Genomic DNA, 15,624 nt, shown 5'->3' on the forward strand with positions numbered 1-15,624 from the left:
GTGGCGGCCGACCTTCTGCGCTGGAGCCGCCGCGCGCTGTTGCTGTCGGGGCTGACCACGGCGACGCTGGGGATGGGCGCGCGCATGGCGCGTGCGGTCCCCGAACGGGCGGGCGCGGACCGCAAGGCGCCGCGCTGGGCGGTCGATTATGGCGCGCGGAGCGACCCGGCACTGGCCCGCCAATATGACATCCTCGTCCTCGAACCCGACCATGCCCGACCGATCGAGCCGTTGCGCGGGCCGGGCAGCATCCTGCTCGGCTATGTCAGCCTGGGTGAGGTGGAGAAGAGCCGCCCCTATTTCGCGGACCTGCTGAAGAAGGGGGCGCTGACCGAGCCGAACCCGAACTGGCCGGACGCCCGCATGGCCGACCTGCGCCATCCGGCGTGGCGGGAGACGTTGCTGGGCACCGTCATTCCCGACATATTGGCGCTCGGCTATAATGGAATTTTCATTGATACCACCGATAATGCGGAGGCTATGGAGCATGCCGATCCTGTCCGCAAAAAAGGCATGGTCGATGCGGCCGCCGCGCTGATCCTGGCGATCCGCGACCGCTTTCCCGCGATCAGGATCATGCTCAACCGGGGCTATGCCGCGCTGCCCCGTGTCGTGCCCGCCATCGACTATTTGCTGGGCGAGGCGATGGCGTCGCGCTGGAACTTTGCGAAGAGCCGCTATGAACTGTTGAGCGATGACGACTGGAACTGGCAGGCCACGCGGCTGCGCGATGCCCGTGCGGCCAATCCCGCGCTGCTGGTCATGACGCTGGATTATTGGGAGCCGCAGGACGTGCGGCAGGTCGGGGCGCTCTATACCCGTGAGCGCGCGGCGGGATTCCTGCCCTATGTCTCCATACTGGCGCTCGACCGTCTGGTCGCCGAGCCGGTCGTCGGGATGGGCGGATGAATGTCCAGTCCCATGTGATGAAATATCCCTGGGCTGCTCCGCTGATTGGCGGGGTGGCCATTTTGGCGTTGAGCTTTGCCCTGATTCCCAGAGGGCGCGAACTGCGCAGCGCGCTGCATCATGGCAAGCAGCCCGCCATTGTGGCCGCGCCCATCGTGGAGCAGGCCGCGCCGCCTCGGCCCAGCCCGCCGCAGTTGCAGGATATCTTGCGCGGATCGGACGCCGCCGCCATTTCGGGCGCGGTCGACCGGCTGCGGGCGGAGGGCGTGGCCGTCACCACCGCACAGGTGGCGCATGACCTCAACCGGCTGGGCCGTCCGCAGCTCGCGCTGGCCTTCCTCGCGCTGCGCCCGGATGGGCAGGGGGCGGATCTGTGGCGGTTGCGGTTCGAACTGGCGCGCAAGGCGGGGCTGGCAGGGACCGGCCCGGTGAAGGGTGCGCGGCAGATGCTGGCCGGGGCGGTGGGTCGCGGTAGCGGTGTCGCGCCGCATGACATTGTCGAGGCCGCCTATGCGCTGGACGAGCCGGAGATGATCCTGCTGGCGGTGGAGAATAGCGTGGTGCCGACGCCCGATGCGGTGCTGGCGCTGGACCTGGCCCGCCGGTTCGAGCGGGGCGGAAAGCCGGACTATATCGCGCGCCTCGACGCCGTGACTCAGGCTCCGTGGCGACGGGCCGACCCCTGGCTGGCGATCCGGCTGGCGCGGGCGGCGGGGCGGCAGGGCGAGGCGCTGCGCTATGCGATGCTGTTGCCCATGAAGGATCGCGAGGCGGCGCGCGAGACGATCGTGCGGGAAGGGGGAGACCGGGCGGAGCTGCGGACCCTGTTGCTGGCGCGCGGCGCGCAGCCGGGCACGGACGTGGGCGGCATCGCCGAACAATTGCTGGCGGCGGGTTTTCGCGAGGATGCGATGCTGGTGCTGGAGCAGGCGGCGGGGCGATTACCGCCACGCCATGCGCTGTCGCAACGGCTCCTCTACCTGATGGGGCCGCGCCCCGCGCCGCGCGAACTGCGCTGGTTGCAAGCGCGCGCGATGCAAGGTTCCGCCGCCGAGCAGCGCGACTGGATCGGCCAGTATGTGCAGCGTGACCGGCCGCAGGATGCGCTGGCCTTTGTCGCGCGCCATCCGCTGGCGAACCAGCCCGACGTGATGATGACCCGCCTGTCGCTGGCACGGGATGCGGGCGATGATGGGGAGGGTGCGGCGCTGCTGACGGCGCTGCTCGACCAGCCGGGGCTGACGGCGGAGCAGTTGCGCGCCCTGTCCGCCGCCGCGCCGCGGCATCTGCCCCCGGCGCTGGCTCGCACGCTGGCGGAGCGGCGGATCGAAACAGGCGTCGGTGGCGCGCGGGAGGTGATGGACCTGGCGTGGGAAGCGTGGAACCGGGGCGATGCGGAGGGGACGGCGCAAAGGCTGGCCCCCTATCTGCGCGACAGGCCGGATGATGGGGCCGCCCTGCGCCTGATGGCGGAGGCGCAGCGCAAGACGCGCGGCGAGGCGGCGGCGCGTCCGTGGCGGGAGCGCGCGCTGGCCCAGACGGTGGCGGGCACGCGGGATCAGGCGGAAATGCTCGAGAGCCTGCGCCGTTATCCAGAGGCGATCGCGGTGGTGGACGATTTGCTGGCGGCGCGGCCCGCCGACCGGTCGCTCAGCGCGTTCAAGGCGCGGCTGCTGCTGGCCAATGGTCAGCCGGGGCGTGCGCGCAAGGTTCTCCAGCCATGATCGGCGCTTTGCTCCTGCTGGCGGCGGCGCCACCAACGCTGGGTTTCGACACGGCGGATTTCGGCGAGGATGCCGTCCTCTATGCCGCGCCGGTGGAGAAAGCCGGGTCCGAGGCGACGGCGGCGATCGCATGGCCGCGCGGGGCAGCGCTGCGCGTGGATATGCGCGAGGATGAGGCGCTGGTGCATTTCGACCGCCCGGTGGACGAGGCATCGGTGGCCCGTTTCGAGGCGGAGGTCGGTGCGTTTGTGCAGACTTTGCGCTGGAACGACGACAGCCTGCTGCTGCGCGCCAATCCGGGGGTGCGCCTGTCCGCGCGCGTCGAGGGCAACCGGTTGCTGGTGACGTTCGCGGGCGGGGAGGGCGAAGAGGCTCGCCCCGCGTCCGGTTCGGTGCCGGAGGATGGGGCGGGAACGGACGCGCGGGATGCGCGCGATATGGCGATGGTCGCCATCCGGGCCGATCTGGCGTCCGGCTTCACGGGCAGCGCGCGGCGGCAGGCCGAACGGCTGGCGGCGCGCCATCCGCAGGATCGCGATGTCGCCCGCCTGATGGCCGACACGCAGGCGGCGGACGGTGACCATGGCGTCGCCGCCCGTGCCTATCGCCGGGCCGACGCCACCGATCCGGCTGCGCGGCGGGCCATGGCGCTGGCCCCCGGTTCGGTGAGCCTGGGCGGGACGATCCGCGACGGTTCCGGCTTTACCCAGACCGAGGCTGCGCTGCGCGCGACGGTGGCGACGGGTGACGGTTCTGCCGTCACGGGTGCGGTCCGCCATGTCGGCACCCGCGCCGACAGTGCAATGGCGGCGGATGGCCTGCACAGCGGCATCGACACGGACGCGACGCTGGCGGACCTGATTTTCACCACCCGGATCGCTCCGGCGCTGCGGGTCGACCTCAGCGGCGGCGTCTGGCTGGATACGGGTGTGGCCGGTGGTGGAGTGCGGATGGTGTATGGATCGAGCGATACGCAGCTTCGCGTCGGCTATGTCCATCATATGCCCGACCTGTCGCTGGCGGAGCAGGCGCTCGGCGGTGGGTTCCTCTCCCAATTCTCGCTGGGCGGTTCGGCGCAGCTGCTGCCGGAACTGCGCAGCCGGTTCGATTTTGGCTGGAGGCGCTATGGCCTGTCGGGGCTGGCGGATGCGGGCGAGACGCTGACGCTGGCCGGGCAGGTCGATTATATCCTGCTGCGGCGGCCCGTCGCGGTGTCGCTGGGCTATCGGCTCGACGCGGAATATGTGCGGCATCTGGCCTATGGTCCGGGCGGCCTTGCGCGCCTGCCGCTGTCGGACCGGGAGAACCACACGCTCCAGGCCTTTGCGAGCAGCGCCATCGGTCCCGTGCTGGTCACGGGCGGCGCGGGCTGGACGGTGGATCGCTTTGGCGGGTCCGGTCCCAACGCCAGCCTGTCCGCAGGCGCGCCGGTGGGCACGCGCTGGCAGGTCGATGCTGGCCTTGGCCTTACCTCCATCTCGCGGCCCGGTTTTCCGGGTCGGCAGATGTTCGGCCGGCTGGAGGTGCGACGCGCTCTGGGTGATGGACGATGAGCGGGGGAGAGCCGGTGGCACGGCCACGCGCCACGCTGCGGCGGGCGGTGCGGATCGGCGTCGAGCTGTTGGTGATGATCGTGCTGTTGCTGGTCATCGACCGGCTGTGGGGCGGGCAGGACGGTTTTGTCGGCTTCCAGCCCAACCCCTATTGGCTGCCGGTGCTGGTCATGGCCGTGACCTATGGCAGCTGGGCTGGCCTTGCGGCGGCGGGCGCTGCGACGCTGGCGTGGCTGGCGACCAATGGCGTCGATGCGAACCGGGGCGATTATTTCGACTATATGTTCGCCATCTCCCTGCCGCCGTTGCTGTGGTACACGGCTGCGGTGATCCTGGGTGAGGCGACGGACAGCCGCAAGCGCAGCATCCGCCGCCTGACCATGGGCAAGCAGGTGGCCAAGCGCAACATGGACAGGCTGATCGACGCCTTTCACAAGCTGGCGCAGAATAACCGCGTCCTGCAACTGCGCATCGCGACGGAGGACCGGACGGTGAGCGAGGCGCTGGCGCTGGCCGCGCGCCTGCCCCATGCGACCGGGCTGGAGCGGCAGGGCATCCTGCGGGCGATGGTCACGATGGCGTGCCATAGCGACAATTTCACCTGCTATCGCCTCCAGTCCGGGCGGGCGTGGCCGGTCCTGTTCGGTGACGGCTGCCATCAGCAGCAAAGGCCCCTGCCCGATGCGCTGTCGGCGGCGCTGCGGGAACGGCGGACGATCATCCATGCCGCCATTCCGGCGGATCGCCCGTTGTTGAGCGACGTGGGCCTGCTGGCGATTCCGCTGGTCGCGCGGGGCGAGGAGCCGCGGCTGGAGGGGGTGCTGATCCTGCATCACCTGCCCTTCGCCACCCTTGGCCCGCACCTGAACGCGGACATGGCGGCGCTCGCGGGCTGGCTGGTCAGTCATGTGTCGGACAACAGCCTGCTGGGCGATCTGGCACCGTTGCGGGAACAGAGCGTGTGACCCTGCTGCTGGTCCTGCTGGCGATGGTGGACGGCGGCATCCTGATCGCCGCCGCGCTGGCCTGGCTGCATCCCGGCGGTGCGCTGCTGCTGCATCTGGCGCTGTCGCTCGCCGCGCTGGCGCTGTGGTGGCGGGGCGGCACGGCGCGGCGCTTTGCCCCCGTGCTGGCGATGGCGCTGGGACCGGTCGCAATCGCCTGCGCGATGGCCGCGCCCGCCATCGGCGCGCTGGCGCGGCGTTTGCGGTTGCTGGGCCTGCCCACCCGCGACGGGGATGAGCCGATCGTGGTGAGGGGCAGTGGCGGCGCGATGGTGGCGCGCTTGCTGGACGGGCGGGTGCGACACCCCGACCCGGACAATCTCGGTTCGCTGATCGGCGTGCTGCGCCATGGCACGGTGGACGAGCGGCGCGGCGCGCTGGAAGCGGCGGTGCGCAGTTTCGACCCGCGCCTCTCGACCGTTGTGGCCAAGGCGCTGACCGACGATGACCAGACCATCCGGGCGCTGGCTGCCGCCGCGTCCAACCTCCTGTCGCAGCGACTGGTGGAGGAGCGGGCGGCGCTGGCCGAGGCACGGGCGAAGGGTGAGAAACCGAGGGTGACGCGGCTATCGGCTTTGCTGATGGACCATAGCCGGTTCGACATATTGTTGTCCGACACCCAGCGGCAACAGGTGGCGAAGGAGGCGATCCTGGCGCGGACCGCCCAGCCGGAACGGGATGGCGTGCAGGGCCGCATCGGGGACGAGGCGTTGCTGATCCACGCGCTGGAGGATAGCTGGAAAGCCCATGACTTCGAGACCCTCGACCTGTTGTGCGCAAAGGCGGCGCAAAGCCGAGGGTTGACGCAAGACCCCGTGTGGACCGCCGCCGGATGGTGGGCCGCGCAACCATGTGGCTGAAACGGGTTGGCAGGGCGCTGTCGGCGATCCGGGTCAGCGCCGACGCGATGAAGCAGTTGAACGCGCCCGACGCCGACATCTGCCTGATCGTGGAGGGCGCCTACCCCTATGTGGTGGGGGGGGTGTCCGGCTGGTTGCAGGATTTGATGATAAGCCTGCCCGACATCCGGTTCCATATCGTGGCGATCAAACCGACCGACGCGCCCATGGCGTGGAAGATCAAGCCGCCCGCCAATGTGATGGGCGTCACCGAGGTCGCCTTGTCGACGCAGCGGCGGGTGCCGCGCGCGCTGCCCGCCGTGATGGTCGAACAGGCGATGCAGGCGGCATCCGACTTCCTGCATCAGGGGGGCAGTGACTCGCTGGAGGCGTTGCTGGAGGCGCTGCGCCAGATCAGGCCCGCGCCGCAGGTGCATGACCTGCTGTCCCATCCCGCCGCCTTCGCCCTGTTGCGACGGGAGTATGACCAGGATTTCGACCGGTCATCCTTCCATCATTTCTTCTGGGCGTCGCATGTGCTGCTGGGCGGGCTGTTGGCGATGTGTTTGGCGCCGCTGCCCAAGGCCCGCGCCTATCACAGCATCTCGACCGGGTTCGCCGGCCTGCTGGCGGCGCGCGCGTCGGTTGAGACGGGGCGGCCGCTGTGCCTGACCGAACATGGCATCTATCAGCTGGAGCGCCAGATCGAGGTGCTGATGGCCGACTGGATCGGCGATCAGGTCGATGACGGGCTGGTGCTGGAACGGGATGGCAAGGATCTGCGCGACCTGTGGCGGCGGGCGTTCGGCCATTATTCGGCGGCCTGCTATGATCGCAGCGACCTGATCGTGGCGCTCTATTCCGCGAACAGCGAGGTGCAGCAGCGGCTGGGCGCCCCGGTCGAGAAACTGCGGGTCATTCCCAACGGCATCGACCTCAATCGGTTTGACGGGGTGCCGGACGAGCGGCAGCCGGGTGCGCCGCTGGTCGCGCTGATCGGGCGGGTGGTGCCGATCAAGGACGTCAAGACCTTCATCCGGGCGGCGGCGTTGGTGCATGAGACGATGCCAGCGGTGCGGTTCGTGCTGATGGGTCCAACGGATGAAGATGCGGACTATGCCGCCGAATGTTTTGCGATGGTGGATGAGCTTGGCCTGTCGGAGTGTTTCGAATTTGCGGGCCGGGTCCGGATCGAGGAGTGGATGCCGCGTATCGACCTGCTGGTCCTGACCAGCCTGTCGGAGGCGCAGCCGCTGGTGATATTGGAGGGAGGTGCGTGCCATATCCCGGTCGTCGCCCCCGATGTGGGAAGCTGCCGGGAGATGATCGAGGGCAGCGCCCCGGGGGACGAGCATGGCGGGATCGTGACGCCACTGGTCAACCCGGCGGCGACCGCCGACGCCATCCGCCGCATCCTGTCCTCCGCCACATTGCGCGACAAGATGGGACTGGCGCTGCGTAAGCGGGTGGAGCGAGATTATAGCCATGAGAAGATCATAGGCACCTATCGCGCCCTGTATCGGGATTGTGCCGCGCGGGAGACGAAGCCGGTGCAGGGTGACGGGTCGGCGAACAGGGGCGGGGCCTCCGCCTGACGGGGAGGCTGTGGTGCTATATTAGTTGATGGAAGAGGTGCGAGGCGTTGATCGGTCCGCCCGCGTGCTTTGCCAGCGGATCTGCCTTTCCTGTCTTGGCGCCATGTCCAGCGGATAGAGCCGTCCCAATCAGCGCGCCCATGAGCGGTGAGAGCTGCGTGATGTTGCGCCAAATCCATGGTTATCCTGCGTGTCTGATCCCGAAACGGCGTTGATCTATCTTTAACAAACAAATGTTTGTTTTATTCGACCGTGGTGCTGCTATCGTAAAGCCTCCGGCGCGCGGCCATGGCTTGTGCGGAGGACGTAATAATTGTGGCGTACCGGCAGGGCCGGGCGCTCGTAAGGCTTTGGGAGGATGTCCTATACGTATCTGCCGATTTACGCTGAAGGCGGACAGCGCCGCCGTGCCGAGGGTGGGCCTGTATGACGAGGGCGGTATCCGTGACGTGACCGCTGTGGTCGAGGCGTTGCCCGCGCTGCGCTGGCCGTTTCCACTGGGCGACCAGTTCATCGCCCATTTCGACCGGCTGCGGCCCCGGATCGAGGAACTGGGCGCGCAGGCTGCCGTGATCCCGACCGATCAGGTGCGGCTGTTGTCCCCGGTCGCCAATCCCGGCAAGCTGATCTGCGCCATGGGCAACTGGCAGCATCATGGCGCACCGGCGGGGCTGATGGGCTTTGGCTTCAAGGCCACCAGCGCGCTGGCCGACCCGTCCGACCCGGTCCTGATCCGCTGGCCTGACCGAGCGACGCTGCATGAGCCGGAACTGGCCGTCATCATCGGCCGGGAATGTACCGCGATCCCGGAGGCGGAGGCGCTGGATTATGTAGCGGGCTACACCTGTGCGTTCGACACGACGATGAAGGAGCAGAAGGAGACATTTTCCTTCTGCAAATCGGTCGATAGGTTCGCCACCTACGGTCCCTGTTTCGTGACGCGCGATGCGGTGCCCGATCCGGCGCAACTGGGCTATCGCTTCTGGGTGAACGGCGAGGTGCGCGGTGAGCGGCGCTTTGCGGACCTGACCGGCAGTCCGGCCTTTCTGGTCGCCTTCGCTTCGACGGTGATGACGCTGCACCCCGGCGACATTCTGATGACGGGGGCCGCGGATGTGGGGCCGGTGGTGCCCGGCGACGTGATGTCGATCGAGATTGGCGGGATCGGCCGGATGGATGTGGATGTGGCGTTGTCGCCGCATGCGCGCTGAACCGGAGGCCATTCTGACATGAAAAGATCGGGCATGTCGCGCACAGGGGCCGCAGTCGCCGTTGCCTCCTTCCCTGCTGCATCGTCTGTCTTTGCATCCCGGCGGCAGCGGGGCGAGGGGGACCGCCGTGCGCAGATCGCCATGGCCGCCGCCGAGCTTTTCGCCGAATATGGCTATGAGACGACCACGGTCCGACAGATTGCGGACCGGGTGGGGATGCTGGCGGGCAGCCTCTACAATCATTTCGCGACCAAGGAGGATATGCTCCATGCCGTGATGCGCGCGCGTATCGAGCAGCTGGAGCGGGACAATCTGGTGATTGCGCGGTTGCCCGTGGATGCGGAGCATCGCCTGCTGGCCAACGCCATCCTGCGCATGCGCGATTATGGGCGATACTGGCCGTTCCACGCGATCCTGCTGCGCGAGTCCCGCTATTTCGAGCGGACACCGGATTTCGCCTATGTGGTCGAGGCCAAGGCGCACATCAGCGCGGTGCAGCAGGCGATAGTGGAGGAGGGGGTGAAGGCGCGGCTGTTCCGCCCCGGCATGGACGCCTATCTCATCATCGGTGCCATCTCACGCATGTTGAGCGGTATCACGCTCTGGCAGCGGTCCACGGACAGGTTCCGGCCCGATCCGCCGTCATCGCATGGGCCGGACATGCTCGTCGATTTTCATTTCGAATGCATACTGCGACTGGTGCGGCCCCCCGATCGGCTGGGGGAGCCGGTGCCGCGGGCAGAGTGCGAACGGCTGCTGGACGACGCGTTCGGGGAAGACTGGCTGGAGTCCGGTGGCGAGGCGGACATCGGCTGAAGGAACGCAGCTGGTACAGTCTCTTGTGAGGCAGGCGGCGACGAGAGACCCGTCGCCGCCTGCTCGGCTATCAGCCGAGTGTGACCACTGCGCTGGCGCTTTCCAGCCCCTCGCTGCGGGCGGTGATGCGGACGGTGCCTGCCGTACCCTGCGACCGTAGGATCGCCACCGCCCGGCCGTGGAAGCTCTCCGCGTCTTTCGATTGGAAGGAGCCGACCGCCTGCGGGTTGGCGCTGCCGAAAGCGACCAGATCGGCGGGGCCGTCGATGGTCAGGGTGATGCGGCGCTTGTCGTCGGGGATCAGGCGGCCTTGTGCATCCACGATGGCGATGGGGATGTAGGTCAGGGCGTCGCGATCCTTGCGCCCGCTGGTCGATTCCGGGCGGAGGCGCAGTTTCGCGGGCGCGGCGACGGTTTCCAGCACGCGCAGGCCGATCTGCTTGCCGCCCTTCCAGGCGACGGCCTCCAGACGGCCCGGCGCATAGGGGAGGGTGAACTCCGCCGTCATCTTGTCCTTCGCGGTCAGGGTCTTGCTGCCGATCACCGCGTCGTTGAGGCGCAGTTCGACCTTGTCGCCGCTGCTGTAGAGCCGCACGGCAATGGCCTGTCCCTCGCTGCCCGGCCACGTCCAGCTTTGCAGTTCGTCGGACCAGCCCCACAGCGCGATATTCTCAAACATGCCGTCGGGCACGGGGCGCTGCACGCCGATCTCCAGACCGCTGAGGCCCCAGGCCACGTCGCGGGCATAGCTTTGCGCCTTTTGCTCGCCGATCAGGTCGATGTCGCCGCACCAGGCGTTCACCCAAGGATAGCCCGCCATATAGAAGGCAGGGCGGCCCTTCTTCAGATTGACGGCCGCGCCGATGCCCGCTTCGCCCAGATAGTCCATGGCGGTCCAGACGAACTCGCCCGCGAAATAGGGCGCGCGGTCCATCAGCGCCTTATAGTCGAAGACGTCGCGCGGGAAGGTTTCCGACGCATAGACGATACGTTCGGGATGGGGGCCATGCTCCACCTCTATATCGTCGATCCGGTAATTATAGCCGGGCACGTCGAGAAAGAGAGTGGAGGCATTGTCCGCCTTGCCCGCATGGCCGGGGCGGGCGGTGTCCGTGCCTGCCTTTTGCACCGGGCCGAGGACGCCGTTCAGGCCCGCGGTGACGGGGCGGCTCTGGTCGAGGCGCTTGACCGCATTGGCGAGTTTCCACGACCATTCGACACCCTCCGCCGTGGAGCGGGACGGGATCTCATTGCCGATGCTCCACAGGATGACGCTGGGGTTGTTGCGGGCGGAGAGGACCATGGCGCGAACCACCCGTTCCCAGTCGGTCGGGAACTGGTGGGAATAATCTTCCTTCTCCTTGGGCACGTGCCACATGTCGAACGCCTCGTCGATCAGCAGCATGCCGATCCGGTCGCAGGCGTCGCGCAGGCTGCGCGAGGTGGGGTTGTGCGAACTGCGGATCGCGTTGAAGCCGCGCGCCTTCAGCAGGCGGATGCGGCGATCGTCGGCGTCGGGATAGGCGCAGGCGCCCAGCAGGCCGTTGTCATGATGGATGCAACCGCCGCGCAGCTTCGTGCTCGCGCCATTGATGGCGACGCCCCGATGGGGATCGAAGGTGACGATGCGGATGCCATAGCTTTGCGTGAGGCGGTCGAGGATGGTCGCGCCGCGGCGCACTTCCGTCTCCAGGCTGTAGAGCGCGGGGCTTTCGGGCGACCAGAGGCGGGGCGCGCGGACGGAGAGGGTCTGCTCGACGGTCGCGCTGGCGGGGGCGCTGGCTTCCGCCACGACCTTGCCGCTGGCGTCGCGCAGACAGGTGACGAGAGTGAGGGCGGCGTCCGCATTGTCGAGCTGCGTGCTCACCGCGATTTCGGCGCGGCCCTTGGCGAGCCGGCGCGTCCAGGCGCCGACGCCCCAGCGGGTGATGCGCGTAGCGGGAGGCAGCACGTCCAGCGTGACCTGCCGGTACAGGCCGGAGCCGCTGTACCAGCGGCTGTTGCGACCGATGTTGCGGACGCGGACGGCCAGCACATTGTCGCCGGTGCGGTCCAGATGCGGTGTCAGGTCCACGGCGACGGGGATATAGCCATGGACGTTGGCGCCCAGCGAATGGCCGTTCAGCCAGATTTCGCTGTCGCAATAGATGCCGTCGAACAGGATTTCGACGCGCGCGTCCGGGGCGATGCCCGCGAGCCGGAAGCGTTTACGATACCAGCCCTCCCCGCCGGTGGTGAAGCCGGTCGCGGTCTTGCCGATGGCGGTGCGGTCGAACGGTCCGACGCCGCCGGGCACATCCTCGATGCTCCAGTCATGGGGAAGGTCGACGGCGCGCCAGCCGCTGTCGTCGAGCGTGGTGGCTTCGAGGCCAGCCCCTTCGCCCTTGCGGAAGCGCCAGCCTGTGTCGAAGGGCTGGTCGCGCCCCGACGTGGGCAGCGGCGCGGTGACGGTCGCGGCGGCGGCGCGTCCGGCAGGAAGCGCGAGCGTCAGCGCGGTGGCGGCGGTGAAGGTTCCGGTGAGGGCGAGCGCGTCGCGGCGGCTTGTCTCGATGGTCATTTCACCTCTCCCAGCGCGGCCAGCTTCACATCGACCTTGTCCAGTTCGGCCGACTTCACGATACCGAAGGTGGTGAGGGAGCGGAGCGAGAAATTGCCGAGGTGCGGCTTTATCATGTCATTGCCGATGCGCGCGTCCATCGCGGGGATTTCGGACAGGACGATCGCCCAGACCTGCGGGTGGGATTTGAGTTCCGCGATGGAGGTGTCCGCAGTGGTCATTCGGCGGGCGACAATCTCCGGCGCCACAAAACGCGCGGCGGGCGGATAGACGGGTGCGTCCATGCGAAATCCTTCCTGGTCATTCGTCTTTTGAATCACGAGCTTTGCGTCTCGTTATACTCAGACAAATGATTAGGCAAGCTGATGGCAGGATTTTGAAGCGAGGGGGATGAGGGCGAGACGAGGTGGAGATCGGCGACCCATTACTAAGCAGGTGATAGGTAGGGGCGAGGGTGTGTGACCCTCCCTCGCCCCTTTTGTTTACATACGCGCGCCACCCACCGGCTGGGTCGGTTTGCGGGCTCCCAGCGATTCACGCGCGGCGGCGCGAATGGCGGACCAGATCTGGTGGACCTGGGCGCGGGAGAAGGGATATTTGGGCATGCCGCGTTGCTGGAGCGCGCCCTCGTGCAACACTTCGTAGAGAGCGTCTTCCGACAGGGCGAGCTGGGATTCGCGCAGGTCCGGGCCGGGTGCGCCGCCCGAATGGAAGTTGACGCCATGGCAGGAGGCGCAGGCCGCGCCGACCGCATAGCCCGCCGTCACATCCTTCTCGTCCAGCACGATGGCGGGGTCGTCCACGGCATGGACCACCATGTCGCGTGGTGGCGAAGCGGGGAGTTTCTGCTTGCCGCCCAGCGCGAAGGTCAGGAGGCGGCGCGGCTGTTGCCCATATTTCCAGCCGACGTTGAGCGCGGAGGCCGCCGCCGCGACGGTGCCGCCCCAGCCGACGAGGACGGAGACATATTGCTTGCCCCCCGCCGAATAGCTCATCGGTGCGCCGATGATGCCGAGGCCCGCGTTGAACTGCCACAACTGCTTGCCGGTCAGCGCATCATGGGCGCGGAACCAGCCATCGGCCGTGCCCTGGAACACCAGATTGCCCTCTGTCGCCAGCGTGCCGCCATTCCAGGCGAAGGGGCGCGGCATCTTCCACCGCTGTTTCTGCGTCACCGGATCCCAGGCGACGAGCGCCCCCGTATTGTCGTCGGGGTCATTCTTCACGAAGCTGATGTCGGTGCCGACGATGGCGAAACCGCCGCCGCCGGGGCCGAGCTTTGCATAGCGGCCAGCGACCTTCATGTAGGGGATATAGACCAGACCGGTCTTAGGGCTGTAGCTCATCGCCTGCCAGTTATGGCTGCCGATGGTGCTGGGGTAGAGGACGACCGGCCCGTCCTGATAATGGATGCCGGGCATTTCGACCGGGCGGCCGGTCTTGAGGTCGATATGGCTGGCCCAGTTCACCTTGCCCACCTTCTCGGCGGAGATCAGCTTGCCCGTCTCCCGGTCCAGCACATAGAAGAAGCCGTTCGTCGGGAGCTGCATCAGCACCTTGCGCGGCTTTCCGTCGATGGGGATGGTGGTGGAGATCATGTTCTGGACGGACTTATAGTCCCAGCCCTCATTGGGGTTCTGCTGATAGTGCCAGACATATTTGCCGGTGTCGGCGTCGAGCGCGACGATGGAGGCGAGGAAGAGATTGTCGCCGCCCGCCGGGTTGCGCTTGGCCACGTCATAAGGGCCGCCATTGCCGGTGCCGATATAGATGCGGTTCATTTCGGGATCGAAGGTCATGCCATTCCAGGCGGTGCCGCCAGTGCCGACCTTCCACCATTCGCCCGACCATGTCTTCGCGGCCATTTCCATGACCGGGTCGCCCTTATTCTGCTCCGGCGTGCCCGGCGCGGTGTAGAAGCGCCACGCCTGCTGGCCGGTCGCCTGATCGTAAGCGGTGACATAGCCGCGTTGGCCGATGTCCGCACCGCCATTGCCGATGATGACCTTGCCCTTGAAGGTACGCGGCGCGCCGGTCAGGCTGTAGAAGCTCATGCCGCCGGGCAGTGTGTTGACGCTCCATTCCACCGCGCCGGTCTTTGCATTGAGGGCGATCAGGCGACCGTCGAGCGCACCGATGAAGACCCGGCCATTGTCATAGGCGACGCCGCGATTGACGCCCATGCCAAAGCCCATGCGGCCGGTCTTCCAGATTTCCGGGTCGTAACGCCACAACTGCTTGCCGGTCACGCCGTCCACCGCATAGACCGCGCCATAGCTGCCGCTGAAATAGAGGACGCCGTCGACGGCGAGGGGGGTGGCCTCCAGCGAGACTTCGCCTTCCAGCTCCAGCGCCCATTGCAGGCCGAGCTTGCCGATGGTGGCGGTGCTGATCTGGCCGAGTTGGCTGAAGCCGCTCTCGTCCGCGCTGCCGCCGACATTGCGCCAGTCGGCGCCGGTCCCGCCGGTGGGCGCGGGGCGCGCCGCAGGGCCGGGCTGCTGCGCCACGATCGCCGCGCCGGAAGAGGCCAGCGCGAGCGCGCAGCCCAGTCTGATCCATCGCGCCTGTCTCACCGTGATTCTCCCCTTGCCGGACGTTGCCGTTCGCTACATACTGAACATATGTTTAGGATGAATGTCGCTAAGGCGTCAAGCCATGTCGGCCGCAAGCAGGGGTGGTGGTCGCCCCTATTGTGAGATAGAAATCTCAACCCGTGGGGCGGTTTTCCGCCCTCCGGTCCCCGCGGCATCGCGCTGTGCAGATGGAGGCCCGTCGATGACTGAAATCCTGATCCCGCTCTCGCCGGTTTCGGTCGAGATTGCGGATGATGCGGAGGAGCAGCGCGCGCCGCGCAAGGGCCGTTCCTCCGCGCGGGGTGCGATCCTGGCGGCGACGGAGGCGCTGATGGTTGAGGAGGGCTATGCCGCCGTCACCACCCGGCGCGTGGCCAAGATCGTGGGCGTCACCCCCGCGCTGATCCATTATCATTTCGCGACGACCGACGATCTGTTGCTGGCGCTGTTCCGCTCGACAAAGGACGGTTTTCGCGAGCAGTTGGCGGCGTCGCTGGCGGGGGACGATCCGCTGACCCTGTTGTGGCGGCTGAACAGCGAGCCGGAGCGTGCGCGGCTGGTCATCGAGTTCATGGCGCTGTCCAACCATCGCAAGGCGATCGCGGCGGAAATGGCGGAGTATATCGTGGAGGTGCGGCAGATTCAGGCTGCGGCGCTGGCGCGGGTATTGCCGGCCGGGCCGAACGTGGCGCCGATGGCCGCGGCAGTGCTGGTCGCGGGGATGGCGCGGTCGCTGGTGATGGAGGATTTGCTGGGCGTATCGCTCGGCCATGACGAGGTGCAGGAACTGGTAGAGCGAATGATCCGCTTCGCACGGGGAGAGGGCTGAATATGCCGGTGTCA

General features: G+C 67.6%; 12 protein-coding genes. 9 read left to right on the forward strand and 3 right to left on the reverse strand.

All coding sequences use genetic code 11. The annotated features are described in order from the left end of the window. The 8 genes from LWE61_RS07005 to LWE61_RS07040 all read left to right on the forward strand — a co-directional run bounded on the left by LWE61_RS07005 (position 1) and on the right by LWE61_RS07040 (position 9,651). Positions 1-909 (forward strand): endo alpha-1,4 polygalactosaminidase, encoded by a 909-nt coding sequence (locus LWE61_RS07005; RefSeq protein ID WP_234149325.1) that lies wholly within the window; start codon positions 1-3, stop codon positions 907-909. Further along, positions 906-2,633 (forward strand): hypothetical protein, encoded by a 1,728-nt coding sequence (locus tag LWE61_RS07010; RefSeq protein WP_234149326.1) that lies wholly within the window; start codon positions 906-908, stop codon positions 2,631-2,633. The genes LWE61_RS07005 and LWE61_RS07010 overlap by 4 nt, the downstream gene beginning before the upstream one ends. Beyond that, positions 2,630-4,186 carry a hypothetical protein gene (locus LWE61_RS07015; protein ID WP_234149327.1) on the forward strand — a complete coding sequence of 519 codons (1,557 nt, stop codon included), beginning with the start codon at positions 2,630-2,632 and terminating at the stop codon, positions 4,184-4,186. The genes LWE61_RS07010 and LWE61_RS07015 overlap by 4 nt, the downstream gene beginning before the upstream one ends. A gap of 14 nt (positions 4,187-4,200) precedes the next feature. After that, entirely contained in the window at positions 4,201-5,151 is a 951-nt protein-coding gene (locus tag LWE61_RS07020) for a hypothetical protein (protein ID WP_234149328.1), read from the forward strand. Beyond that, positions 5,148-6,050: a hypothetical protein gene (locus LWE61_RS07025; RefSeq protein ID WP_234149329.1), complete on the forward strand. Its 903-nt coding sequence runs from the start codon at positions 5,148-5,150 to the stop codon at positions 6,048-6,050. Before LWE61_RS07020 ends, LWE61_RS07025 begins: the two co-directional genes overlap by 4 nt. Beyond that, positions 6,023-7,624 carry a GT4 family glycosyltransferase PelF gene (gene pelF, locus LWE61_RS07030; RefSeq protein ID WP_234149330.1) on the forward strand — a complete coding sequence of 534 codons (1,602 nt, stop codon included), beginning with the start codon at positions 6,023-6,025 and terminating at the stop codon, positions 7,622-7,624. Before LWE61_RS07025 ends, pelF begins: the two co-directional genes overlap by 28 nt. Positions 7,625-8,031: 407 nt before the next feature. Beyond that, positions 8,032-8,835: a fumarylacetoacetate hydrolase family protein gene (locus LWE61_RS07035; RefSeq protein WP_234149331.1), complete on the forward strand. Its 804-nt coding sequence runs from the start codon at positions 8,032-8,034 to the stop codon at positions 8,833-8,835. A gap of 33 nt (positions 8,836-8,868) precedes the next feature. Beyond that, positions 8,869-9,651 carry a TetR/AcrR family transcriptional regulator gene (locus LWE61_RS07040; RefSeq protein WP_234149332.1) on the forward strand — a complete coding sequence of 261 codons (783 nt, stop codon included), beginning with the start codon at positions 8,869-8,871 and terminating at the stop codon, positions 9,649-9,651. 70 nt (positions 9,652-9,721) lie between these two features. On the opposite strand, the gene LWE61_RS07045 is transcribed toward LWE61_RS07040, so the two are convergent. From LWE61_RS07045 to LWE61_RS07055, 3 genes are all read right to left on the reverse strand, one after another. Continuing rightward, the gene (locus LWE61_RS07045; protein WP_234149333.1) at positions 9,722-12,208 is read right to left on the reverse strand and encodes a glycoside hydrolase family 2 TIM barrel-domain containing protein; all 2,487 of its coding nucleotides are present in this window, start codon (positions 12,206-12,208) and stop codon (positions 9,722-9,724) included. Beyond that, entirely contained in the window at positions 12,205-12,492 is a 288-nt protein-coding gene (locus LWE61_RS07050; protein ID WP_234149334.1) for a hypothetical protein, read from the reverse strand. The genes LWE61_RS07045 and LWE61_RS07050 overlap by 4 nt, the downstream gene beginning before the upstream one ends. A gap of 198 nt (positions 12,493-12,690) precedes the next feature. Next, the gene (locus LWE61_RS07055) at positions 12,691-14,781 is read right to left on the reverse strand and encodes a PQQ-dependent dehydrogenase, methanol/ethanol family (RefSeq protein WP_234149335.1); all 2,091 of its coding nucleotides are present in this window, start codon (positions 14,779-14,781) and stop codon (positions 12,691-12,693) included. A gap of 202 nt (positions 14,782-14,983) precedes the next feature. Between LWE61_RS07055 and LWE61_RS20595 the strand changes: the two genes are divergently transcribed. After that, a complete protein-coding gene (locus LWE61_RS20595) occupies positions 14,984-15,610 on the forward strand; it encodes a TetR/AcrR family transcriptional regulator (protein ID WP_267961616.1) in 627 nt (208 codons plus the stop codon). Positions 15,611-15,624: the final 14 nt, after the last annotated feature.

Source organism: Sphingobium sufflavum, assembly GCF_021403115.1.
GTDB classification, from domain to species: Bacteria; Pseudomonadota; Alphaproteobacteria; order Sphingomonadales; family Sphingomonadaceae; genus Sphingobium; species Sphingobium sufflavum.